This window comes from Xanthomonas sp. NCPPB 3570 (assembly GCF_056725115.1).
The window spans coordinates 4,197,774-4,220,371 of sequence record NZ_CM161513.1 but is presented as its reverse complement, the minus strand read 5'-3'; the positions used below and the strand labels follow the sequence as shown (position 1 = coordinate 4,220,371).

At 68.9% G+C, this 22,598-nt stretch carries 19 protein-coding genes; 8 read left to right on the top strand and 11 right to left on the bottom strand.

Going from position 1 to position 22,598, the window contains the following annotated elements:
* Window positions 1-37 precede the first annotated feature (37 nt).
* Window positions 38-1,384 (bottom strand): phosphohexomutase domain-containing protein, encoded by a 1,347-nt coding sequence (locus tag AC1PLR_RS18110; RefSeq protein ID WP_481101875.1) that lies wholly within the window; start codon window positions 1,382-1,384, stop codon window positions 38-40.
* Between the two features lie 133 nt (window positions 1,385-1,517).
* Here AC1PLR_RS18110 and AC1PLR_RS18105 point away from each other — a divergent pair, with 133 nt between their 5' ends.
* Both AC1PLR_RS18105 and AC1PLR_RS18100 read left to right on the top strand, forming a co-directional pair.
* Window positions 1,518-2,255, top strand: coding sequence for a CoA transferase subunit A (locus AC1PLR_RS18105; protein ID WP_481101874.1), 738 nt, complete (start codon window positions 1,518-1,520; stop codon window positions 2,253-2,255).
* Between the two features lies 1 nt (window position 2,256).
* The gene (locus AC1PLR_RS18100) at window positions 2,257-2,889 is read left to right on the top strand and encodes a CoA transferase subunit B (RefSeq protein WP_481101873.1); all 633 of its coding nucleotides are present in this window, start codon (window positions 2,257-2,259) and stop codon (window positions 2,887-2,889) included.
* Window positions 2,890-2,907: 18 nt separating this feature from the next.
* Here AC1PLR_RS18100 and AC1PLR_RS18095 read toward each other — a convergent pair whose 3' ends face one another.
* Window positions 2,908-4,974 carry a glycoside hydrolase family 99-like domain-containing protein gene (locus AC1PLR_RS18095; RefSeq protein ID WP_481101872.1) on the bottom strand — a complete coding sequence of 689 codons (2,067 nt, stop codon included), beginning with the start codon at window positions 4,972-4,974 and terminating at the stop codon, window positions 2,908-2,910.
* Window positions 4,971-6,614, bottom strand: coding sequence for an electron transfer flavoprotein-ubiquinone oxidoreductase (locus AC1PLR_RS18090; RefSeq protein WP_481101871.1), 1,644 nt, complete (start codon window positions 6,612-6,614; stop codon window positions 4,971-4,973). The genes AC1PLR_RS18095 and AC1PLR_RS18090 overlap by 4 nt, the downstream gene beginning before the upstream one ends.
* Before the next feature lie 113 nt (window positions 6,615-6,727).
* Between AC1PLR_RS18090 and AC1PLR_RS18085 the strand changes: the two genes are divergently transcribed.
* Window positions 6,728-7,348: an alpha-ketoglutarate-dependent dioxygenase AlkB family protein gene (locus AC1PLR_RS18085; protein ID WP_481101870.1), complete on the top strand. Its 621-nt coding sequence runs from the start codon at window positions 6,728-6,730 to the stop codon at window positions 7,346-7,348.
* 519 nt (window positions 7,349-7,867) lie between these two features.
* Here AC1PLR_RS18085 and AC1PLR_RS18080 read toward each other — a convergent pair.
* The 4 genes from AC1PLR_RS18080 to AC1PLR_RS18065 all read right to left on the bottom strand — a co-directional run bounded on the left by AC1PLR_RS18080 (window position 7,868) and on the right by AC1PLR_RS18065 (window position 11,480).
* Entirely contained in the window at window positions 7,868-8,542 is a 675-nt protein-coding gene (locus AC1PLR_RS18080; RefSeq protein ID WP_420007961.1) for an ABC-type transport auxiliary lipoprotein family protein, read from the bottom strand.
* On the bottom strand, window positions 8,539-9,465 hold the full coding sequence (locus AC1PLR_RS18075) for an MlaD family protein (protein WP_481101869.1): 927 nt from the start codon (window positions 9,463-9,465) through the stop codon (window positions 8,539-8,541). Before AC1PLR_RS18075 ends, AC1PLR_RS18080 begins: the two co-directional genes overlap by 4 nt.
* 4 nt (window positions 9,466-9,469) lie before the next feature.
* The gene (locus tag AC1PLR_RS18070; RefSeq protein ID WP_481101868.1) at window positions 9,470-10,291 is read right to left on the bottom strand and encodes an ABC transporter ATP-binding protein; all 822 of its coding nucleotides are present in this window, start codon (window positions 10,289-10,291) and stop codon (window positions 9,470-9,472) included.
* 76 nt (window positions 10,292-10,367) lie between these two features.
* Window positions 10,368-11,480: an ABC transporter permease gene (locus tag AC1PLR_RS18065; protein WP_010340194.1), complete on the bottom strand. Its 1,113-nt coding sequence runs from the start codon at window positions 11,478-11,480 to the stop codon at window positions 10,368-10,370.
* Between the two features lie 100 nt (window positions 11,481-11,580).
* Between AC1PLR_RS18065 and AC1PLR_RS18060 the strand changes: the two genes are divergently transcribed.
* A complete protein-coding gene (locus AC1PLR_RS18060; protein WP_010340193.1) occupies window positions 11,581-12,840 on the top strand; it encodes a threonine/serine exporter family protein in 1,260 nt (419 codons plus the stop codon).
* Window positions 12,841-12,900: 60 nt separating this feature from the next.
* Here the strand turns inward: AC1PLR_RS18060 and AC1PLR_RS18055 are convergent, their stop codons facing one another.
* The 3 genes from AC1PLR_RS18055 to AC1PLR_RS18045 form a co-directional block, all read right to left on the bottom strand.
* Complete coding sequence (locus AC1PLR_RS18055) at window positions 12,901-13,362, bottom strand: H-NS histone family protein (RefSeq protein ID WP_010340192.1); 462 nt, start codon at window positions 13,360-13,362, stop codon at window positions 12,901-12,903.
* Window positions 13,363-13,610: 248 nt separating this feature from the next.
* Complete coding sequence (locus AC1PLR_RS18050) at window positions 13,611-15,305, bottom strand: proline--tRNA ligase (protein WP_481101867.1); 1,695 nt, start codon at window positions 15,303-15,305, stop codon at window positions 13,611-13,613.
* A gap of 100 nt (window positions 15,306-15,405) precedes the next feature.
* The gene (locus AC1PLR_RS18045) at window positions 15,406-15,798 is read right to left on the bottom strand and encodes a DUF4124 domain-containing protein (protein WP_481101866.1); all 393 of its coding nucleotides are present in this window, start codon (window positions 15,796-15,798) and stop codon (window positions 15,406-15,408) included.
* A 77-nt stretch (window positions 15,799-15,875) separates the two neighbouring features.
* Here AC1PLR_RS18045 and pssA point away from each other — a divergent pair, with 77 nt between their 5' ends.
* The 4 genes from pssA (at window position 15,876) to AC1PLR_RS18025 (ending at window position 19,368) form a co-directional block, all read left to right on the top strand.
* Entirely contained in the window at window positions 15,876-16,652 is a 777-nt protein-coding gene (pssA, locus tag AC1PLR_RS18040) for a CDP-diacylglycerol--serine O-phosphatidyltransferase (RefSeq protein WP_010340188.1), read from the top strand.
* A gap of 14 nt (window positions 16,653-16,666) precedes the next feature.
* A complete protein-coding gene (locus AC1PLR_RS18035; protein ID WP_481071000.1) occupies window positions 16,667-17,143 on the top strand; it encodes an alanine acetyltransferase in 477 nt (158 codons plus the stop codon).
* Window positions 17,140-17,628 (top strand): ribosomal protein S18-alanine N-acetyltransferase, encoded by a 489-nt coding sequence (gene rimI / locus AC1PLR_RS18030; RefSeq protein WP_010343574.1) that lies wholly within the window; start codon window positions 17,140-17,142, stop codon window positions 17,626-17,628. The genes AC1PLR_RS18035 and rimI overlap by 4 nt, the downstream gene beginning before the upstream one ends.
* Before the next feature lie 585 nt (window positions 17,629-18,213).
* Window positions 18,214-19,368, top strand: coding sequence for a pectate lyase family protein (locus AC1PLR_RS18025; RefSeq protein ID WP_481101865.1), 1,155 nt, complete (start codon window positions 18,214-18,216; stop codon window positions 19,366-19,368).
* A gap of 228 nt (window positions 19,369-19,596) precedes the next feature.
* On the opposite strand, the gene AC1PLR_RS18020 is transcribed toward AC1PLR_RS18025, so the two are convergent.
* Entirely contained in the window at window positions 19,597-22,539 is a 2,943-nt protein-coding gene (locus tag AC1PLR_RS18020) for a valine--tRNA ligase (RefSeq protein ID WP_481101864.1), read from the bottom strand.
* Between the last annotated feature and the right edge of the window lie 59 nt (window positions 22,540-22,598).

The following is a 22,598-nucleotide window of genomic DNA, read 5'->3' as shown; positions in this document are numbered from 1 at the left end:
GGGAACTCCATAGTGCGTCTAGGGGAGGGTGGTGGGATCAGCCGCGCAGCAGCTCGGAGATCTCCTGGGTGCGCTGCTCCAGCAGCGCCGCATCGCCGCGGGTTTCCACGTTCAGGCGCAGCAGCGGTTCGGTGTTGGAACTGCGCAGGTTGAAACGCCAGTCGGCGAATTCGGCGCTGACACCATCGGTGTAGTCCAGCGTCGGTGCGTGCGAGGCGAAGTGCTCCATCACCCGCGCCACCGCGGCCTTGGCGTCGGCGACCTTGAAGTTGATCTCGCCGCTGCACGGGAACTTGCGCATGCGCGCCTCGACCAGGTCGGCCAGCGAGCGGCCGGACTGCGACACCAACTCGGCGATCAGCAGCCACGGGATCATGCCGGAGTCGGCGTAGGCGAATTCGCGGAAATAGTGGTGCGCGCTCATCTCGCCGCCGTACACCGCGTTCTCGCTGCGCATCTTCTCCTTGATGAAGGCATGGCCGCTCTTGCACAGCACCGGAATGCCGCCGGCCTCCTCGACCTGTTCGATCGTGTTCCAGGTCAGGCGCGGGTCGTGCACGACCTTTCCGCCCGGCTGCTTGGCCAGGATCGCCTGCGCCAGCAGGCCCACCAGGTAGTAGCCCTCGATGAAGCGGCCGTCGGCATCGAAGAAGAAGCAGCGGTCGAAGTCGCCGTCCCAGGCGATGCCGAAGTCGGCGCCGTGCTGCTTGACCGCGTTGGCGGTGGCGGCACGGTTCTCCGGCAGCAGCGGGTTGGGAATGCCGTTGGGGAAGTGCCCGTCCGGCTCGTGGAAGACGCGCACGAACTCGAACGGCAGGTGCGGCGCAAGCAGGTCGACGATGGCGCCGGCGCCGCCGTTGCCGGCGTTGACCACCAGCTTCAGCGGCTTGAGCGTGGCGCGGTCGACATAGCTCAACAGGTGTTCGATGTAAGCGCTCTTGTCCGGGCGGTGATGCTCGGCGGCGGTCGGCTCGGCGGCCGCCGCGGTGTCGGCGGCGACGGTGTCGCGGATCGCGAACAGGCCGGTATCGGAGCTAATCGGACGCGCATTCTCGCGCACCAGCTTCATGCCGTTGTAGTCCATCGGATTGTGGCTGGCGGTGACCATCACGCCGCCGGCGGCCTGCAGGTGGTCGGTCTGGAAATACACTTCCTCGGTGCCGCACAGGCCGATGTCGATGACCTCGCGGCCGCTGGCGCGCAGGCCGGCCGACAGCGCGTCCTGCAGCCCCTGGCTGGCCAGGCGCACGTCGTGGCCGACCACCACCGGGCCGCTGCCCAATTGCCCCGCCAGCGCCACGCCGATCCTGCGGGCCAAGTCCTCGTTCAGTTCGTCGGGAACGCGGCCGCGGATGTCGTAGGCCTTGAATGCGGGAAGCGACATGGAAGAGGGTCCTAGTTGGGGGAAACCCGAGTGTAACGTTACGGCGCTTAATCGGTCGTTGCGGCGGTGCGGCGGGGGTCGCAGTCCCCGAGCGGCTAAACTAGCTGTCTACATTCCAATGCGGAGCTGGCGAATGGGCGACACCTCTACCCCTGCGGGCGGGCGGCGCGGCAAGCTTTTCCCCGATGCGGCCACGGCGCTGGCCGATGTGGTGGCGGATGGACAGATCCTGGCGGTCGGCGGGTTCGGCCTGTGCGGCATTCCCGAGGCCTTGATCGCGGCCTTGCGCGACAGCGGCGTCAACGGCCTCACGGTGATCTCCAACAACGCCGGCGTCGATGGCTTCGGCCTGGGCCAGCTGCTGGCGACGCGACAGATCCGCAAGATGATTTCGTCCTACGTCGGCGAGAACAAGGAGTTCGAACGCCAGTACCTGGCCGGCGAACTGGAGCTGGAATTCAATCCGCAGGGCACCTTGGCCGAACGCTTGCGCGCCGGCGGTGCCGGCATCCCCGCGTTCTTCACCGCCACCGGCTACGGCACGGTGGTGGCCGAGGGCAAGGAGACCCGCGAGTTCGACGGCAAGCACTACGTGCTGGAGACCGCGTTGCGCGCCGACGTGGCCCTGGTCAAGGCGTGGAAGGCCGATGCCGCCGGCAACTTGGTGTTCCGCAAGACCGCGCGCAACTTCAACCCGGCCTGCGCGATGGCCGGCAAGCTCTGCATCGCCGAGGTCGAGCAGGTGGTGGAGACCGGCAGTCTGGATCCGGATCAGGTGCACCTGCCCGGCATCTACGTCGACCGCATCGTGCACAACCCGCACCCCGAAAAACGCATCGAACAGCGCACCCTGCGCCAGAAGGACGCCTGACATGGCCTGGACCCGCGACGACATGGCGCAGCGCGCCGCCCGCGAACTCACCGACGGCGCCTACGTGAACCTGGGCATCGGCCTGCCGACCCTGGTCGCCAACCACATTCCCGAGGGCGTGGATGTGTGGCTGCAGTCGGAGAACGGCCTGCTCGGCATCGGCCCGTTCCCGACCGAGGACGAGGTCGACGCCGACCTGATCAACGCCGGCAAGCAGACTGTCACCGCCCGCGCCGGCGCCAGCTACTTCGGCAGCCACGATTCCTTCGCGATGATCCGCGGTGGTCATATCGATCTGGCCATCCTCGGCGCGATGCAGGTCAGCGCGAAGGGCGACCTGGCCAACTGGATGGTGCCCGGCAAGATGGTCAAGGGCATGGGCGGGGCGATGGACCTGGTGGCCGGGGTCAAGCGCGTGGTCGTGCTGATGGAACACGTGGCCAAGGACGGCAGCCACAAGATCCTGCCGGCCTGCGACCTGCCGCTGACCGGCGTCGGCGTGGTCGACCGCATCATCACCGACCTGGCCGTGTTCGACGTCACCGACAGCGGCCTGGTCCTGGTCGAGACCGCCGAGGGCGTGGACGAGGCGGAACTGGCCGCCAAGACCGGCGTGCCGTTCCGACGCGGCTAAGCGCCGGAACAGCGCCGCTCAGGTGCTGCGCTGCGCGTAGGCGTAGTCGGCGGACACTGGCGGCGGTTGGCCGAGCAGGTCGGCGGCGGTGGCGACGCGATAGCCGACGCACTCGGCCAGCGGCGCGACCAGCCGCTCCACCGCATGCGCCAGGGTGGCGTCGAGTTGTCCTTGCTCGGGCTCGAATTCGGACGGGCACAGGCCGCTGTCCAGCAGCGGCCGCAGCGCCTGCAGGCGCGCCCAGAACATGCTGCCGGAGATGAACTGCGCCTGCGCCAGGCGCGCGTCGCTGTGCCCGGTGCGGCGCAGCAGATAGTCGGCGCCCGCGCGGTTGCCGCCCCAGAACTCGGCCAACGGCAGCAGATGGCCTTCGGGTGCGACCAGGCCGAGCGCAGGATCCTGGGCGAAGGCCTGCAGCACGCGCGCGGCGCGGTCGGCGCCCGCCAGGCGCTGCAGCAGTTCGCTGCGCCAGGCATCGCCGTTGGACAGATGGGTACTGCGCTTGGTGTGCAGTTTCAGCACCAAGTCCACGCCCTCGCGCAGCAGCCGCTCGGCCGCATGCAGGAACGGCAGGATGTCGCGGCCGCGGTTCTCCAGCACCATCAGCTCGAACGGGAACGCGCACGCGTGCAGGTGCGCGCGCACGGCATCGGCCTGCTCGGGCGAGGTGGTGACCAGCAGGCGCCATGGCAGGGCGCTCGCGGCGAGTTGCGCCAGCAGTTCCGGCAGCACCTGCGGATACCACGCGTGGATGATCGCGTGCGGTGTCGTGTCGCGCGCCGGCAGCGGTGCAAGCGCGCGACGGGTGGCGTCGAGATAGGCATGACCCAGTCGCGCATCCGGCTCCAGCACGGCGCCTTCGGCCCATTCGTTCCAGGCGTTGACGAACACCAGGCGCTGCTCGGCGCGGCGGCCCTGCAGCCGCGTGTGGATCGTGGTGCGCAGCCAGTCCTCGTAGCCGCGCGGCGAGGCATGCAGATAGACGCGGCCGGCACCGGGGCGGCGCGCTTCGTTGTCCCAGCCCGGGTTGACGCCCGGATACAGCAGGTAGTCGGGAAGCGGGCGCGCGGCGATCTCCGCGGCCAGGGCGCGCCAATCCAGCACGGCACCGCTGTAGTCGGGATTGAGCAGGTGCTGGTCGGCCGCCAGCGAACGCGGATTGCTCATGTTCGGCGGGAACTCGACCGCCGCGTCGAAACCGATGTCGCGCGGATCGGGCCGCTCGAAGCCCTGCACATAGGCCAGGTGCAGTTCGCCGATGCCGTGCGCGCGGCACCAGTCGCGCCAACGCGTGGCGGTGGCCTGCGGATCCGGCAGCAGGTGCGGACGGTACACCAGCAGCATCGGCCGGCCGTCCACGCGCAGGCAGCGCGGGTCGCGCAGGTAGTCGGCGACGTGCGCGATGAAGTCCAGGTCGTCCTGCGCGCTGTGCGCCTGCGCCATCAGCACGTCGTCGCCGCGGCCGTCCCAGCGCCGCGACCATTGTTCGTTGGCCCAGCACAGGCAGAACGGCAGCTCCAGCGTGGGATCGTCCAGCCACTGCCGCAGCGGCGTCTCCAGCAGGGTCTTGCCGCCGAACCAGTAGAAGTAGAAGCAGAACGCGCCGACGCCGTACTGCTTCGCCAGGGCGACCTGCTGGCGCATGCTCTGCGGATTGCGCAGGTCGTAGAAGCCCAGGTCCGCCGGCAGCCGCGGCTGCACGTGTCCCTCGAATTGCGGCAGCGCGCGGGTGACGTTGCGCCATTCGGTGAAACCGGTGCCCCACCAGGCATCGTTCTCCGGAATCGGATGGAACTGCGGCAGGTAGAACGCCACCACGGTGGCCGGCAGCGGCGCGGGCAACGGCGCCTGCTGCGAAGGCACGTAGCCGATCGCACGCTCGTCGGCGCGCGCGCGCGGCCGGCGTTCGCCGAACCCACCGCCCACCTGTCCGCGCGGCGGTGGCGGCACCAGGTCCGCATGGCGTTCCAGGAACCGCGCGCGCAGGCGGTCGCGTTGTGCCTGCGACAGCGGCAGAGCGCGGAAGCCGGCACGCAGCGTCAGGAACAGTGCGGTCTTCAGGCGCGCGGGCAGGCCTGGGCTCACAGGTTCTGGTAGTTCGGCCCGGAGCCGCCTTCCGGCGTCACCCAATCGATGATCGCGTAGGGATCCTTGATGTCGCAGGTCTTGCAGTGCACGCAGTTGGCGGCGTTGATCTGCAGGCGCTTGCCGGCCGCGTCGTCGACGATCTCGTACACCGCCGCCGGGCAGAAGCGCGTACAGGGATTGCCGTATTCCTCGGTGCAGCGGGTCACGCAGATCTGCGGGTCGCGCACGTGCAGGTGCACCGGCTGGTCCTCGTCGTGCTCGGTGGCGGCGAAGTACACACCCTGCAGGCGGTCGCGCGGGGCCAGCTCGCGCTGCACGTAGTCGCGCTTGGGCTGCTCGTGCTCGCCGAGCCGGTCCAGGCTCTTCCAGTCGGCGCCGACCTTCAGCGTCCACGGCGAGGCGCCCTTGACCAGGGTCTCCCAGGCGCCGTTGAGCAGGCCGAACCACAGGCCCTTCTTGAAGCCGGGCTTGATGTTGCGCACCTGGCGCAGTTCGGCCATCACCTCCGAACCGCGCAGGCGCGCGTCGAAGCCGGCCGGATCGAGCGCGGCGCCGGCGGCGAGGTGTTCGGCGGCGAGCATGCCGCTGCGGATCGCCTGGTGGGTGCCCTTGATCTTGGGCACGTTGAGCAGGCCGGCGGTGTCGCCGATCAGCAGCGCGCCGGGCATCTCCACCTTCGGCAGCGACTGCCAGCCGCCGCTGGCGATGGCGCGCGCGCCGGCCGAGAGGATGGTGCCGCCTTCCAGCAGCGACTTCATCATCGGGTGGTTCTTCCACTGCTGGAAGGCCTCCCACGGGCGGTATTCGGGATCGTGGTAGTCCAGGCCGCTGACGTAACCCAGCGCGACCTGGTTGTTCTCCAGGTGATACAGGAAGCTGCCGCCATAGGTCTTGCTGTCGGCTGGCCAACCCAGGGTGTGCACGATCTTGCCGGGGCTGACCCGGCCTTCGGGCAACTGCCACAGCTCCTTGATGCCGATCGAGAACGCCTGCGGATCGTGGCCGGCGTCGAGCGCGAAGCGCGCGATCAGGCGTTTGGTCAGGTGCCCGCGCGCGCCTTCGGCCAGCACCGTGACCTTGGCGCGGATGTCGATGCCGGCGGTGTAGCCGGGCTTGTGCGATCCGTCCTTGGCCACGCCCATGTCGCCGATGCGCACGCCCAGCACCGTGCCGTCCTCGGCGTGCAGGGTCTCGGCGGCGGCGAAGCCGGGGTAGATCTCCACGCCCAGCGCCTCGGCCTGCGGCGCCAGCCAGGCGCACATCGCACCGAGGCTGACGATGAAGTTGCCGTGGTTGCGCATGCCCGGCGGCACCATCGGGAACTTGTGCCCGCCGTCCTTGCTCAGGTACCAGAACTCGTCCTCGGCCGCGGGTACGCAGATCGGCGGCGGGTTGTCGCGCCAGCCCGGCAGCAGCGCGTCCAGCGGTGCCGGTTCGATCACCGCGCCGGACAGGATGTGCGCGCCGATGGTGCTGGCCTTCTCGATCACGCAGACCGAGATGTCGGGGTTGAGCTGCTTGAGCCGGATCGCGAACGCCAACCCGGCCGGGCCCGCGCCGACGGTGACGACGTCGTATTCCATGACGTCGCGCTCCACTGGCTCCGGCGCATTGGCGCCGCCCTCGGTTCCCGTCATCTGCTCCGCTCCCGTTGGCTCGTTCTGGCTGCCCGCATTTTCAGGGTTTGCGCGTGAAGGGGCAAATTCCGCACGCAGGCGTATGGTGGCCGCCGGCATGCTAGCGTGGCGCGATGGAACTGGACCTGCCCGGCGCCGATATGCGCTGGTATCCCGAGTGGCTGGACCCGGCCGCGGCCGCGGCGCTGTGCGCGCAGTTGCTGCATGAAGTGCCGTGGGAGGTGCACCGCATCCGCCTGTTCGGCAAGCTGGTGGATTCGCCTCGGCTGAGTTGCTGGATCGGCGACGCCGACGCCAGCTACCGTTATTCCGGCACCCGCTTTGCGCCGCATCCGTGGCCGGCGGCGCTGCTGCCGCTGCGTGCGCGGCTGGCGGCCGAGACCGGGGTGGCCTTCAACAGCGTGCTCGCCAACCGCTACCGCGACGGCCGCGACGCCATGGGCTGGCACAGCGACGACGAGCGCGAACTCGGCCCCAACCCGGTGATCGCCTCGTTGAGCCTGGGCGCCCCGAGGCGCTTCGTGCTGCGCCATCGTCAGCAGCCGGCACTGCGCCAGGCGCTGGAGCTGACCTCCGGCGGCTTGCTGCTGATGGCGGGCGACACCCAGCGCCTTTACCGACATGCCCTGCCGCGCACCGCCAAGCCGGTCGGCGAACGGATCAACCTGACGTTTCGCCGCATTGCGCTTGATCCCTTCTCCCTCCGGGAGAATGTGCCCCGAAGGGGCGGATGAGGGTGGGGTTGCGGGAGCTGTCTGGAGAGGACTCCGCGGCAGTCGCACCCTCACCCCCGGCCCCTCTCCCGATGGGAGAGGGAAGCGAAGCCTTGATCCCTTCTCCCTTCGGGAGAAGGTGCCCCGAAGGGGCGGATGAGGGTCCGAGTTGCCAGGGAGGTGTCTGGGGGAGATGGCTCCCTGGCGGTCGCACCCTCACCCCCCACCCCTCTCCCGGTGGGAGAGGGGAGCGAAGCCTTGATCCCTTCTCCCTCTGGGAGAAGGTCCCCGAAGGGGCGGATGAGGGTACGAGTTGTTAGGGAGGCATCGGGGGGAGATGGCTCCCTAGCGGTCGCACCCTCACCCCGGACCCCTCTCCCGCTGGGAGAGGGGAGCGACGCTTTGATCCCTTCTCCCTTTGGGAGAAGGTGCCCCGAAGGGGCGGATGAGGGTCGGGTTGCTAGGGAGCTGTCTGGAGAGGACTCCGTGGCCGCCGCACCCTCACCCCCGACCCCTCTCCCGAAGGGAGAGGGGAGCCGTTCAGCGCCGTGGCGGCTTCGGGCTGGCCGGCGGTGGCACGCTGGGCGCCAGCGCGGTGGCGGCGTCGGCCTGGCCCTGCTGCAGGGTCCAGCCGACCACGTCGTGGCCGAGTTGCGACATGGCCTGGCCGAAGGCGTCGACCACCTGCGATTCGGCGGTGCCGGCGGCGGGCTGGGTCACCAGGAAGGTGCGCGAGGCGACCACGCGCTGGTCGGCGCTGTACAGCAGCTTGGCGTTGAGTTCGATGGTGGCCGACGGCACCGTGCGCCCGGCGTAGTCCGATTCGAAACGGCGCAGGTCCAGCAGCAGCTTGTAGTCGGCGCGGATGCCGGTGCCGAGCCGGGCCACGCCCGGAATCCGCCCGGAATCCTCGAACGCGCGCAGCAGCATGTCCTCGAGCATGTCGGTGGCCGGCTGCGCCCAACTGACGCCGCCGTACACCTGCAGTTCGTCCGGCGTCGGCCGTACGGCGATGCGCGAACTGTCGACCACGCGCGCGGCGCTGGGCTTGGTCAGCGCCAGCTGCCAGCTCACCTGCGGCCAGGCCGGGTCGGCGGTCACCCGCACGTCCGGCGCGTAGATCGTCACCGGCGCCTTGCTGCCGCCGGGCAGCGAACAGCCGGCCAGCAGCAGGGCCGGCACGGCGAGCAGGAAGAGGGCGCGCATCGGCTTCATTTGGGTTTGAACTCCTTCGGGGCGTCGCGGCCGAGCAGGTAGCGCGCGGGGTTGTTGTCCAGGCGGTCGCTGACCCGGCGCAGGTCGCGGATCAGGCCGCGCAGTTCGGTCAGGGTCGGGCCGAGCTGGCCGAGGCCGTCGTTGGCGAAGCTGTTGATCGCCGAGCGGTTCTCGCCAAGGATCTTGTCGGCATTGCCGGCGGCCGAATCCAGCTTGCTCAGCGTGTCCTCCAGCTTGTCCAGGATCGGCGGCAGCTGCTGCACCAGATTCTGGTCCAGACGCTGGATGGTGCCGTTGGTGGTCTTGAGCGTGGTGTCGAGGTTGCGCGCGGCATCGCGCGCGCTGACGATCAGCGACTGCATGCCCTGGTCGCGGTCGGCCAGGCCGCCGCTGATGGTTTCCAGGTTGTGCAGGGTGGTGGTGATGCTGGCGACGTTGCGGTCGCTGAGCACCTCGTCCAGGCGCTCGACGATGCGGTTGGCGGTGTCGGTGATGTTCTGCAGCGCCGAGGGCGTGGTCTGGATGATCGGCGCATCGCTGTTGTCGATCGAGGTCAGCGCCGGCGCTTCCGGGGTGCCGCCGGAGAGCTGGATGATCGACGGGCCGGTCAGGCTGGTGATGCCCAGCTTGGCGCGGGTGTCGCTCTTGATCGGCGTGGTCGAGTTGACCCGGATCCGCGCCACCACCTGGCGCGGATCGTTCGGCGCCAGGGTCAGCTCGGTGATCGAGCCCACCGCGATGCCGTTGTACTGCACCGGGCTGCCGACCGACAGGCCGGTCACCGCCTCGCGGAACACCACGCGGTACTCCTGCCAAGTGCGGTCGGAGGAATACTTGGCGGCCCAGAGTCCGAACAGCAGCAGCGCGATCCCCACCACGATGGTGAAGGCGCCGATCAGCACGTAATTGGCTTTGGTTTCCATGGGCTCAGGGGGTCTCGGTCCAGGCGGTCTTGGCATCGCGCGCGGCGCGTGCGCGCGGGCCGTGGAAATACTCTTGGATCCACGGATGGTCCACTTGCTCGATCTCGGCCAGCGGCGCGTTGGCGATGACCTTGCGGTCGGCCAGCACCGCCACGCGGTCGCAGATAGCGTACAAGGTGTCCAGATCGTGGGTGATGAGGAACACGGTCAGGCCCAGCGCTTCCTGCAGGGTGCGGATCAGCCGGTCGAAGGCGGCCGCGCCGATCGGGTCCAGGCCGGCGGTGGGTTCGTCCAGAAACAACAGGGGTGGATCCAGCGCCAGTGCGCGCGCCAGCCCGGCGCGCTTGCGCATGCCGCCGGACAGTTGCGAGGGCAGCTTGTTCAATGCATCGGCGGGCAGGCCGGCCAGCTTCACCTTCAGCAGCGCCAGCTCGTAATGCCAACTGTCGGGCAGTTCGCCGAAATGCTCCTTCAGCGGCACCTGCACGTTCTCGCCGACGGTCAGCGAGGAAAACAGCGCGCCGTCCTGGAACAGCACGCCGGTATTGCGCTCCACATGCAGGCGATCGGCACGGCGGCCGGAGTCGGTATCCACGCCGAGCACCTGGATCTTGCCGGCATCGGGCTCGCGCAGGCCGAGGATGGTGCGCATCAGCACCGACTTGCCGGTGCCCGAGCCGCCGACCACGCCGAGGATCTCGCCACGGCGCACATCCAGGTCCAGGTCCTCGTGCACGGTCTGGCTGCCGAAGCGATTGACCAAGCCGCGGACGGAGATGGCGAGTTCTTGCTCGGGATTCGGGAGTGGGGATTCGGGATTGGTCAACGCAACCGCTCCCGTCCCGGCGCGTAGTGCCCGGCTTCAACCAATCCCCAATCTCCAATCTCCAATCCCGGCTCCATCACCACCCCATGTTCATGAACCACAGCGCGGCGATCGCGTCGATGATGATCACCAGCGAGATCGTCTGCACCACGCTGGAGGTGGTGCGCTCGCCGACGGACTGGGCGGTGCCTTCCACGCGCAGTCCCTCCAGGCAGCCGATCAGGCCGATCACGATGGCGAAGATCGGCGCCTTGGACAGGCCGACCAGCATGTGCCGGATCTGGATGGTGTCGTGCATGCGCGCCAGGTACATCTGCGGCGGGATGCCCAGGTCGAAGGCGCCGACGGTGACGCCGCCGGCCAGGCCGGCGATCATCGCCACGAAGGTCAGCAGCGGCAGCATCAGCAGCAGCGCCACCAGCCGCGGAATCACCAGCAGGTCCATCGGGTCCAGGCCCAGGGTCTGGATCGCATCGACCTCCTCGCGCGCCTTCATCGCGCCGATCTGCGCGGTGAAGGCGCTGGCGGTGCGCCCGGCCAGCACGATCGCGGTCAGCAGCACCGCGAACTCGCGCAGGAAGGCGATGCTGACCAGCTCCACCACGTAGATCTCGGCGCCGAAGTCGCGCAGGATCGTGGAGCCGAGGAAGGCGATCACCGCGCCGACCAGATACGACAGCAGCGCCACCAGCGGCACCGCGTCCAGGCCGACCTGCTCCATGTGGTGCACGGTGGCGGTCAGGCGGAACCGGCGCGGCGCGTGCAGCAGCCGCAGCAGCTTGACCAGGGTCTCGCCGAGGAAGCCGACCAGGGCGACGATTTCCTTGCCGTTGCGGTGTACCGCGTAGCCCAGGCGTTCCAGCGCCGCGGCGAAACCATAGTCGCGCTTGCGCTTGGGGCGGTCGTCGGCCACGTCCTCGATGGTCGAGACCAGCGCGCGGTGATCCTGGCGGAAATCCAGCGCCTCGTGGGCGATGCCGTTGCGGGTGGCGTAGCGCATCAGCTGCAGCACCCCGGCCGAATCCAGCTGGCCGATGCCGCTGGCGTCGATGCCGGTGGTGCCGGCCGGCATGCCGCGCAGCACTTCCGAGGAGGCCAGGGCGGTGGCCAGGGTCCAACTGCCGGTCAGCCGCACCCGCGAGGGGTCTCGGTCGTCCTGGCTGAGTTTGGGCGGTTGCGGTTCGATCATGGGGGCGTCCGGTGCGCGAGCATACCTGTTTCGCCCGTGTTGCAGATGTGGTGATCGCGGCGGGGTGGCCGGGCGCGGCGTTCGCGCCATACTAGCCGACATGCCCGCCGCTCCCACCGTCAGTCCCTCCGCCAACGCGACCTACGCGCAGCGCATCGCCTTCGTCTCCGATATCGCCGGGCGACTGCACACCTACGGCACCACCGCGCAGCGGCTGGAGGCGGCGGTGGTGGCGCTGTCGCAGCAACTGGACCTGGACTGCGAACCCTGGTCCAACCCGACCGGGCTGATCCTGAGCTTCAGCGACCCGACCAAGGCGATCGGATCCAGCGACATCACCCGCGTGGTGCGTCTGGCGCCGGGCGACAACGACCTGCACAAGCTCAGCGTCGCCGACCGCATCGCCGACGACGTGGCCAGCGGGCGCATGAGCGTGGCCCAGGGCCACACCGCGCTGCGCCAACTGGACCAGCCGCCGGGACGGCGCTGGATGGCGATGCAGGTGCTCGGCTTCGGCCTGGCCGCGGCCGGCGTGGCCGGGCTGTGGCGCTTGCCGTGGCTGGACATCGCCACCGCCAGCGCCATCGGCCTGCTGATCGGCGTGCTCACCCAGCTCACCGACAAACGCCCGGCGACCAAGGAGGCCAACGATGCGCTGGCGGCGCTGCTGGCCGGTTTCGTCGCGACCCTGGTGGCCAGTTTCGTGGCGCCGCTGAATCTCAATACGGTGATCATCGCCTCGCTGGTGGTGCTGCTGCCGGGTATGGCGCTGACCAATGCGGTCAACGAACTGACCAGCCAGCACTGGGTCTCGGGCACGGCGCGCTTCGCCGGCGCGGTGACCACCATCCTCAAGCTGACCGTCGGCGCGGTGATCGCGGTGACGCTGGCGCAACTGCTCGGCCTGGAGCCGATGGTGCAGGCGTCGCGTCCGCAGCACGGCTGGGTGGAGTGGGCGTCGCTGCTGGTGGCCGCCTACGCGTTCGCGCTGCTGTTCAAGGCCAGCGGCCGCGATTATCCGTTCGTGATGGCCGCCTCGGTGGCTGGTTATGCGATCGCGCGCTTCGCCGGCGACGCCTGGGGCAGCCCGGTCGGCATCTTCCTGTCGGCGATGGTGCTGACCGCGGCCGGCAATCTGTTCGGGCGCATCGTGCAGCGGCCGGGCGCGCTGGTCCGGCTGCCGGGCATCATCATGCTGGTGCCCGGTAGCGCCAGCCTGCGCGGGCTGCTGACGATGGTCCAGCAGCAGGACGTGATCGGCGGGCAATCGGCGCTGTTGACGGTGACCAATATCGTGATGGCGCTGGTCGCCGGCCTGTTGTTCGGCAATCTGTTGGTACCGGCGCGCAAGAATCTTTGAATACTGAAAAGAAAAACGCCGGCATGCGCCGGCGTTTTTTGTTACTGTCGTCGCGGCGAATCACGCCTTCGGCGCGGCGCTCTTGCTGGCCTTCTTGGCGACGCGCTTGGTGGCCTTCTTGGCGGTTTTCTTGGCCGGCGCGGCGGATTTGGCAGCGCCGCCGGCGATCAGGAAATCCTCGACCTTCTTGCCCTTTGCGACCAAGTCGGCCAGCCAGCGCGGCTGCTTGCCGCGGCCGGTCCAAGTTTCGGCGGCATTGGCGGGATTGCGGTATTTCGGCGGAACCTTGCCCAGTTTGCGGCCCGGCTTCGGACCCGGCTTGCCGGCCTTGCGGCCGCGCGCGGCGGGGGCGCCGCCGAAGACTTCCTCGATGCTGTAGCCGTGGCTCTTGGCCAGGCGCGCCAGCTGGGTGCGGACCTTGGCGATGGGGGTGCGCTTGGCGACGATGGACTGCTGCTTCTTGGCGGTCTTGATGAGGGCGCCCAACTGCTTGGCCGACAGGCCACTGAGATCGATGGTCATCTTTACTCCGGAAAATGGGTGGTGGCTTCCGCCATTCCCTGGCCAGCGCAGGATCATAATGATGCTTTATCGGATTGACAAATATCCGGCTTATTCGCTGCGAGTATTTCCAGTCGCAATGCCGCTGGAATATGTCCTTATGGATCCATGTCCAGTGTATTCAATTGCGAACGTGCCGCTCCGGTTTCCCCTATATGGCGTGACGGCGGCGTAAAGAAAAAGGGCCGGGATATCCTCCCGGCCCTTTGTCACGCCTGCAGGCGTGCCAGCAAGGCGCTTCGATCCAGGTGCTCGGCATCGCCGCCGCTGCGCGCGCGATATTCGAAGGTGCCGGCAGCCAGTCCCCGCTCCGAGACCACCACCCGGTGCGGCACGCCGATCAGTTCGATATCGGCGAACATCGCGCCGGGGCGCAGGCCGCGGTCGTCCAGCACCGCGTCCAGCCCGGCCTGCTGCAGCTCGGCCAGCAGTGCCTCGCCGGCGGCGTCCACCGACGCATCTCGCTTGGGATTGATCACGCACACCGCCACCGTCCACGGCGCCATCGGCTGCGGCCAGCGGATGCCGGCATCGTCGTGGTTCTGCTCGATCGCCGCGGCGACGATGCGGGAAATGCCGATGCCGTAGCAGCCCATCGCCAGCGTCACCGTCTTGCCGTTCTCGTCCACCACAGTGGCATCCAACGCCTGCGCATACTGGCGGCCGAGCTGGAATACATGGCCGACCTCGATGCCGCGGGCCAGGCGAATCTCGCCGCCGTCGTGGGCGCGCTCGCCCTCGACCACGTTGCGCAGGTCGGCGACGGCGTCCGGTTCCGGCAGGTCGCGGCCCCAGTTGACCCCGGCCAGATGGAAGCCGCGTTCGTTGGCGCCGACCACGAAGTCGGCCAGCGCCGCCACGTCGCGGTCGGCGACCACGCGGATCGGCTGGCGCGGACCCAGCGGGCCGAGGAAGCCGGGCTCGCTGCCCAGATGCGCAAGGATCTCGGCCTCGTTGGCCATGCGATAGCCGGCCAGGCCGGCGACCTTGCCCAGCTTGATCTCGTTGACCGTGTGGTCGCCGCGCACCAGCGCCAGCACGAAGGTCTCGCCGGCCATCACCGCCACCGACTTGACCGTGCGCTGCAGCGGGATGCCGAGCAGCTCGGCCACCGCCTCGCAGGTCTTCTGGGTGGGCGTGGCGACCTTGCGCAGTTCCTCGCTCGCTGCGGCGCGCGGTGCCGGGGCCGCGGCGATCGCGGCCTCGACGTTGGCCGCGTAGTCCGAACCGGTTGAGAACGCCAGCGAATCCTCGCCGGAGGCGGCCAGCACGTGGAACTCCTGCGAGGCGTCGCCGCCGATGTCGCCCGAATCGGCCTGCACCGCACGGAACTGCAGTCCCAGGCGGGTGAAGATGCGGGTGTAGGCCGCCTTCATGTTCTCGTATTCGCGCGCCAGGTCCTCGTCGCTGATGTGGAACGAGTAGGCGTCCTTCATCAGGAATTCGCGCGCGCGCATCACCCCGAAGCGCGGACGGATCTCGTCGCGGAACTTGGTCTGGATCTGGTAGAAGTTGACCGGCAACTGCTTGTAGCTGCTCAGCTCCTGCCGCGCGAAATCGGCGGCGGCCTCTTCGGCGGTCGGGCTGTAGCAGTAGTCCTGTTCCTTGCGGTCCTGCATGCGCAGCATCAGCCCGCCGAACTTGCTCCAGCGCCCGGTGGCGTCCCACAGCTCGCGCGGCTGGATGGTCGGGAACAGCACTTCCACCGCGCCGGCGCGGTTCATTTCCTCGCGCACCACCGCTTCCACCTTGCGCAGCACGCGCAGGCCTAGCGGCGACCAGGTGTACAGGCCGGAGGCGAGCTTGCGGATCATGCCCGCGCGCAGCATCAGCTGGTGGCTGACCAGTTCGGCGTCGGCCGGGGTTTCCTTGGTGGTGTGCAGGTGGAACTGGGAAAGGCGCATCGAGGGGCTTCGCAGACGGCGGGTCGCCCATTTTGCCAGTCATTGCCGGCGCTGCGGGCATCGCCCGCGGCTGGCGGCGCGCGTTCGGGGCGCGGCCGGCTTACTTGGCGGGCGCGGCCACCGGGCTGCAGTAGGCCTTGATCGCGGCCTCGGCCAGGGCCTTCTGCGCGGCGCGCTGGGATTCGTCCAGCTCCCCGTCCGGCTTGCCGTCGCCATCGCTGTCGGTGGTGATCTTGCCGGGCTTGTTGAGGATGTCCAGGTTCTTGCGCGCGGTCAGGCACTGGCCGTTCTCGGCCGGTGCGGCCGCGGGCGTCTCGGCCGGGGCGTCGCCGCGGGTGTCGACCTTGCGGACCTGGTACTTGCCGCCGGTCGGCGGGGTCTCGGCATAGTGGGTGACGCCCTGGGCGTCCTTCCATTGGTACAGGGTGGTGGCGCCGAGCATGCCGCTGACGGCGAGCAGGGACAGGCAGCAAAACCGGGGCAGGGCGCGCATCTCGGTCTCCAGGGCGCGGCGGGAGCGCCGATTGCAGCACCCGCCGACGGGCCTGGCAAGTCGATTAGACTGGCGGGATGGACCCATCCCGACCGCCCCCCCGTTCGCGCACCATCTACCTGCTGCCGAACCTGTTCACCACCGCCGGCCTGTTCTCCGGTTTCTACGCCATCATCGCCGCCGCCAACGGCCAGTTCGTGCACGCCAGCGTGGCGGTGTTCGTGGCCGCGGTGATGGACGGGCTGGACGGGCGCGTGGCGCGGCTGACCGGCACCAGCAGCGAATTCGGCGTGCAGTACGACTCGCTGGCCGACCTGGTCAGCTTCGGCATGGCGCCGGCGCTGGTGATGTACCACTGGTCGCTGTCGGCGCTGAAGTTCGACGGCGGCATGCTCGGCCGGGTCGGCTGGTCGGCGGCGTTCCTGTACGCGGCCTGCGCCGCGCTGCGCCTGGCCCGCTTCAATACCCAGGTCGGCACGGTCGACAAGCGCTGGTTCGTGGGCCTGGCCAGTCCGGCCGCGGCCGGGCTGATGATGGCCTTCGTGTGGTCCTTCGCCGACGGCTCGCTGGGCTGGGACGGCGAACAGCTGCGCTACGTGGCGCTGGGCCTGACCGTGACCGCGGCACTGCTGATGGTCAGCCGCATCCGCTTCTGGAGCTTCAAGGGCAGCGGCGAGAAGGGCCCGCGAACCGACCGGGTGCCGTTCCTGATGCTGGTGCTGGCGCCGATCGTGCTGGCGGTGCTGGTGATCGACCTGGCGCGGGCGCTGCTGGCGATCGGCGTGCTGTACGCGCTGTCCGGGCCGTGCCTGTGGCTGTGGCGGCGCTGGCGCAAGGTGCCGGACGCGGCATGAGCGAGCAGGCGTCCATGCATGCGCCGCTGTGGTCGGCCGAGCAGGTCGGCTGGCTGCAGGCGCTCGGCCACACCGTGTACGTGGATGCCGCGGCCGTGGTCGAGCCTGAGCCCGTCCCGTCGCCGGCGACCGAGCCGGCGCCGCCGGTGCAGCGCGCGCCATCGGCATCGGCGCCGCCGCGTGGCGGCCATGCCGCCGACATGCCGGCTGGCGACGCACCGGAGCGGCGGCGGGCATCCGCGCCCCCGGCACCGGCGGTGCAGCCGGACGCGCCGCGTGCGGCGCCTGCGGCCGGGGCGCGCCGGGTCGGCCTGCGCCTGCCAGACCGCCTGCAGATCGCCTTGCTGCGCGCTTCCGGCCTCAATCCCAACGATCCGGCCACGCAGGCGCTGATGGCGACCTGGCCGCTGGACGAACTGCGCGGCAATGCCGCGGCCAAGCGCGCGCTGTGGCCGCAGCTGCGCGCGCTGCGCAAGCGGGCGCCGCGATGAGCGCGCTCGGCTCGGCGTCGGCGCCGCCGGCCACGCTGCGCGCCCTGCGTGAGGCCGATCTGGACGCGGTGATGGAGATCGAGCGCCGCGCCTATCCGTTCCCCTGGACCCGCGGCATCTTCCGCGACTGCCTGCAGGCCGGTTACCCGGGTTGGGTGCTGGTGGAGGAGGGCACGATCGTCGGCTACGGGGTGATCAGCGTCGCCGCCGACGAGGCGCATATCCTCAACGTCTGCGTGGCGCCGGAGCGGCAATCGCGCGGCTACGGCCGGCTGCTGCTGCGCGCGCTGATCAAGTACGGCGTCGATCTCGGCGCGCGCCGGGTGTTCCTGGAAGTGCGCCCGTCCAATCCCAACGCGATCGCCCTTTACCACAGCGAAGGCTTCAACGAGATCGGCCGGCGCCCGCGCTACTACCCGGCCGCGAACGGCCGCGAGGACGCACTGGTGATGGCGATCGAACTGTTCTTCGACGGCATGTCCTGAGGCGCGTTCGCGCGCCGCGCGCCGCCGCTTCGCCTGGGTGGCGGATTGCGTGCATGCCGCGCGCCGCGGCCTGCTTGTGTCCGGCGTCTGCCTTGCCGCTGCCGGGATGCCGAACTGCGCACCCGGTGCGGCACACCTCCGCCTAAGCGGGTCACGCCGCTTTGCCGGCAGCGTTGCCGCGACGAGCGCGCTCTCCGGCGGCGAGCACGCACGCTTGGTCCGCGTCCGCCACGCACGTTTTTGCGCGGTCCTGGCGCGGTTGCAGGCTGCTTGGCAATGTCGCGCTGCTGTCGGTGGGACAGCGTTGTTGTCCCGCAGCGTGGGCGCCACGGCGCGTTGCCGCCGGCGGCCGATTTGTGCGACGCATCTCACACATCCTGCTGCTGGATCGTGGGTGTCTACAGCGGCACTTTACAGCCGCCGCGCTCTGCCTACAGTGCGCGCCTCTTCGGCGCCTGCCTCCCACGAAGGCATGACCCGCAGTTGTCCGAAGGGACAGCGACCGCGCAGGCGTCGCCGTGCATTCCGCCGTGGCGGAGCACGCGCGCCTGCGTCCAAACCACGCATGCTCACGAGGTTTCCAGGATGACCACGCAGTCCCGCATCGCTCCATCGCCGCGCTCGCCGCTGCGCACGTTCGGCCTGGCCCTGTGCCTGGCCGGCATCGCCGGCGCCGCCCATGCCGACGCCAGCCTGGAGGTCGCGACCACCGGCTGGGCCACGCAGAACGGCGGCACCAAGGGCGGTTCCAAGGCCGCCGCGGCCGACATCTACAGCGTCAGCACCGCGGCGCAACTGAAGGCCGCGCTGAAGGCCAGCGCCGGCAGCAACGGCCGCATCATCAAGATCAATGGCATCATCGACATCAGCGAGGGCACGCCGTACAGCACCACCGCCGACATGAAGAGCCGCGCACGCCTGGACGTCCCGACCAAGACCACGCTGATCGGCGTCGGCAGCAACGCCGAGATCCGCGAGGGCTATTTCTACGTCAAGGCCAACGACGTGATCGTGCGCAACATCACCATCGAGAATCCGTGGGATCCGCAACCGGTGTGGGATCCGGACGACGGCAGCGCCGGCAACTGGAATTCCGAATACGACGGCATGACCATCGAGGGCGCCAGCAACGTGTGGGTGGACCATGTGACCTTCACCGACGGCCGCCGCACCGACGACCAGAACGGCACCGCCAACGGCCGGCCCAAGCAGCACCACGACGGCGCGCTGGACATCAAGAAGGGCGCCAACTACGTCACCGTGTCCTACTCGGCGTTCAAGTCGCACGAGAAGAACAACCTGATCGGCTCCAGCGACAGCGCCTCCAGCACCGACAGCGGCAAGCTCAAGGTGACCATCCACAACACCCTGTTCGAGAACATCTCCGCGCGCGCGCCGCGGGTGCGCTTCGGCCAGGTGCACCTGTACAACAACTACCACGTCGGCAGCACCAGCAACGCGGTGTATCCGTTCTCCTACGCGCACGGCGTCGGCAAGGAGTCGAAGATCTTCTCCGAGAACAACGTCTTCGACATCAGCGGCGTGAGCAGCTGCGACAAGATCGCGGCCGACTACGGCGGCAGCGTCTATCGCGATTTCGGCTCGCTGCTCAACGGCAAGGCGCTGACCTGCTCGTGGAACAACAACATCGGCTGGACCCCGCCGTACACCTATTCGCTGCTGCCGGCGAACAAGGTGGCAGCCGACGTCAAGGCCAAGGCCGGCGCCGGCAAGCTGTAAGGGCATCTGTGCGCTGCCGCCCGGAGGTCGGGCGGCGGCGTGGTGGTGCGGCGATGGGGCGTCAGTCGCGATGCCAAGCCGAGATGACGTTGGGATGGTCCGAGGCCGTCCGCATCGCTGCCGATGCCCGGCCGTGGCATGGCGCTGCTGTGTTGTAGGAGCGGCTTCAGCCGCGACCCGTTAGGGACAGAGGTCGCGGCTGAAGCCGCTCCTACAACCTGTGTTGCGTTACAGCTTGGCGCGCTGCGCGCGCAGGCCGTCGAGTTGCGCACTCCAGTCGGCCAGGCGCTGGCGTTCCTGCTCGATCACCGCGGGCGGCACCTTGTCGGTGAACTTGCCCAGCTTGGCCTCGCTCTTGTCCTTCTCCGCGGCGACGCGGGCGATCTCCTTGTCCAGGCGCAGGCGTTCGGCATCCAGGTCGACCAGGCCTTCCAGCGGCACCAGCAGCGTCAGTTCGCCGACGATCGCGGTGGCCGCGGCCGGCGACGGCGCGCCGTCGTCCAGCCACTGGATGGACTCCAGCTTGAGCAGGAAGCGCAACTGCGCCGCGAAGCGTTCCACCCGCGCACGGTCCTGTGCCTGGCCACCCTGCAGCAGCAGCGGCACCTGCCGCGACGGTGCCACCTGCAGTTCACTGCGCACGCGGCGCAGCGCCGACACCATCGCCTTCAGCCATTCCACGTCGGCCGCGGCGCCGGCGTAGGCGGCCACGTCCATCGCCGCGGCCTCCGGGTATGGCTGCAGCGAGATGGTCGGCGCGGCGATGCCCAGGCGCGGCGCCACCTGCTGCCACAGTTCCTCGGTGAGGAACGGGGTCAGCGGGTGCAGCAGGCGCAGCAGGGTTTCCAGCACGTGCAGCAGGGTGTGGCGGGTGCTGTCGGCGGCGGCCGCATCGTCGCCGCTCAGCGCCGGCTTGGCCAGTTCCAGGAACCAGTCGCAGAACTCGTTCCAGGCGAATTCGTACAGGCACTGCGCCAGCAGGTCGAAGCGGTACGCGGCAAACTGCGCCTGCGCCTCGGCAGTCACCGCCTGCAACCGCAGCAGGATCCACTTCTCGGCATCGGTGACTGGTGCAAGCTGTTGCGATTCCCGAATCCCGACTTCCGACTCCCCGCCCGGCGTGTTCATCAACACGAAGCGGCTGGCATTCCACAGCTTGTTGCAGAAGTTCTTGTAGCCCTCGGCGCGGCCCAGGTCGAACTTGATCTCGCGGCCGTGGCCGGCCAGCGCGGCGATGGTGAAGCGCAGCGCGTCGGCGCCGTGGGCGATGATGCCGTTCGGGAATTCCTTGCGGGTGGCCTTCTCGATCTTGGGGGCGTCCTGCGGCTTCATCAGTCCGGTGGTGCGCTTGGCGACCAGGGCCTCGATGTCGATGCCGTCGATGATGTCCAGCGGATCGAGCACGTTGCCCTTGGACTTGGACATCTTCTGGCCTTGCCCGTCGCGGATCAGGCCGGTGATGTAGACGTCGCGGAACGGCACCTTGCCGGTGAAGCTGTCGGTGGCCATGATCATGCGCGCCACCCAGAAGAAGATGATGTCGAAGCCGGTGACCAGCACGCTCGACGGCAGGTAGCGGTCGAAGCCGCGCTCGGCCATCGCCTGCGGATCCGGCCAGCCCATGGTCGAGAACGGCCATAGTTGCGAGGAGAACCAGGTTTCCAGCACGTCGCTGTCCTGTTGCAGGGCGACGTCGGCGCCAAGGCCGGCCTTAGCGCGCGCGTCGGCCTCGTCGCGGCCGACGTAGTACTTGCCCGTGTCGTCGAACCAGGCCGGAATGCGATGGCCCCACCACAGCTGGCGGCTGATGCACCAATCCTGGATGTTCTCCATCCAGTGGCGGTAGGTGTTGATCCAGTTCGGCGGCACGAACTGGATCTGCCCGGACTCGACCAGCTCCAGGCCACGCTTGGCCAGCGCGTCCATCTTCACGAACCACTGGTCGGTGAGGTACGGCTCGATCACCTGGCCGGTGCGGTCGCCGCGCGGCACCTGCAGCTTGTGCGGCTTGGTCTCGACCAGGATGCCCTGTTCCTCGAGGTCGGCCAGCACTGCCTTGCGCGCATCGAAGCGGTCCAGGCCGCGGTATTTGGCTGGAATACGTTCGGGGCTGAAGAGGTCATCGGGGACGAGCGCGCCGCTATCGGAAGGGTCGTTTTTCGATAGCTCGGCGCTGATTTCCGCATGGCTCTCTGGTGCACCGATGATCTTTGCGTCCTTGGTCAGGATGTTGATCATCGGCAACCCATGCCGCACGCCGACCTGATAGTCGTTGAAGTCGTGCGCCGGGGTGACCTTGACCACGCCGGTGCCGAACGCGCGATCGACGTAGTCGTCGCCGATCACCGGCACGCGGCGGCCGGTCAGCGGCAGCGTCACCGTCTTGCCGATCAGGTGCGCGTAACGCGCATCCTCCGGGTGCACCATCACCGCGGTATCGCCGAGCAGGGTCTCCGGGCGGGTGGTGGCGACTACCAGGTAGTCGCGGGTCTCGCGCAGGGTTTCGTTGCCGTCGGCGTCGTGCTCGACGTGTTCGTAGCTGGCGCCGTCGTCCAATGTGTAGGCGATCGACCACAGGAAGCCGTCTTCCTCGACGTTCTCCACTTCCAGGTCGGAGATCGCGGTCTTCAGCACCGGGTCCCAGTTGACCAGGCGCTGGCCGCGGTAGATCAGGCCCTGTTCGTGCCAGCGCACGAAGGCCTCGATCACCGCCGCCGACGGCTGCGGATCCATGGTGAAGGTGCTGCGCGACCAGTCGGCCGAGGTGCCGAGGCGGCGCATCTGCCGCTCGATGGTGTCGCCGGAATGCTGCTTCCACTCCCAGACCTTGGCGATGAAACCGTCGCGGCCCAGCGAATCGCGGGTCTCGCCCTTGCCCTCCAAGGTCAGGTTGCGCGACACCACCATCTCGGTGGCGATGCCGGCGTGGTCGCTGCCGACCTGCCACAGCGTGTCGAAGCCGCGCATGCGGTGGTAACGCACCAACGCATCCATCAGCGTCTGCTGGAAGGCGTGGCCCATGTGCAGCGTGCCGGTCACGTTCGGCGGCGGCAGCAGCACGGTGTATGGCGTGCCTTTCCCGGACGGCACGAAGTAGCCGGACGCTTCCCATTGCGCGTACAGGCGCGATTCGAAGGAGGTGGGATCGTAGCTGGAGGCGAGGGTGGTCATGGGGAAGCCGGGATTGGGGATTCGTAATTCGGGATTCGTTGCCGTGCGGTGCCGATGAG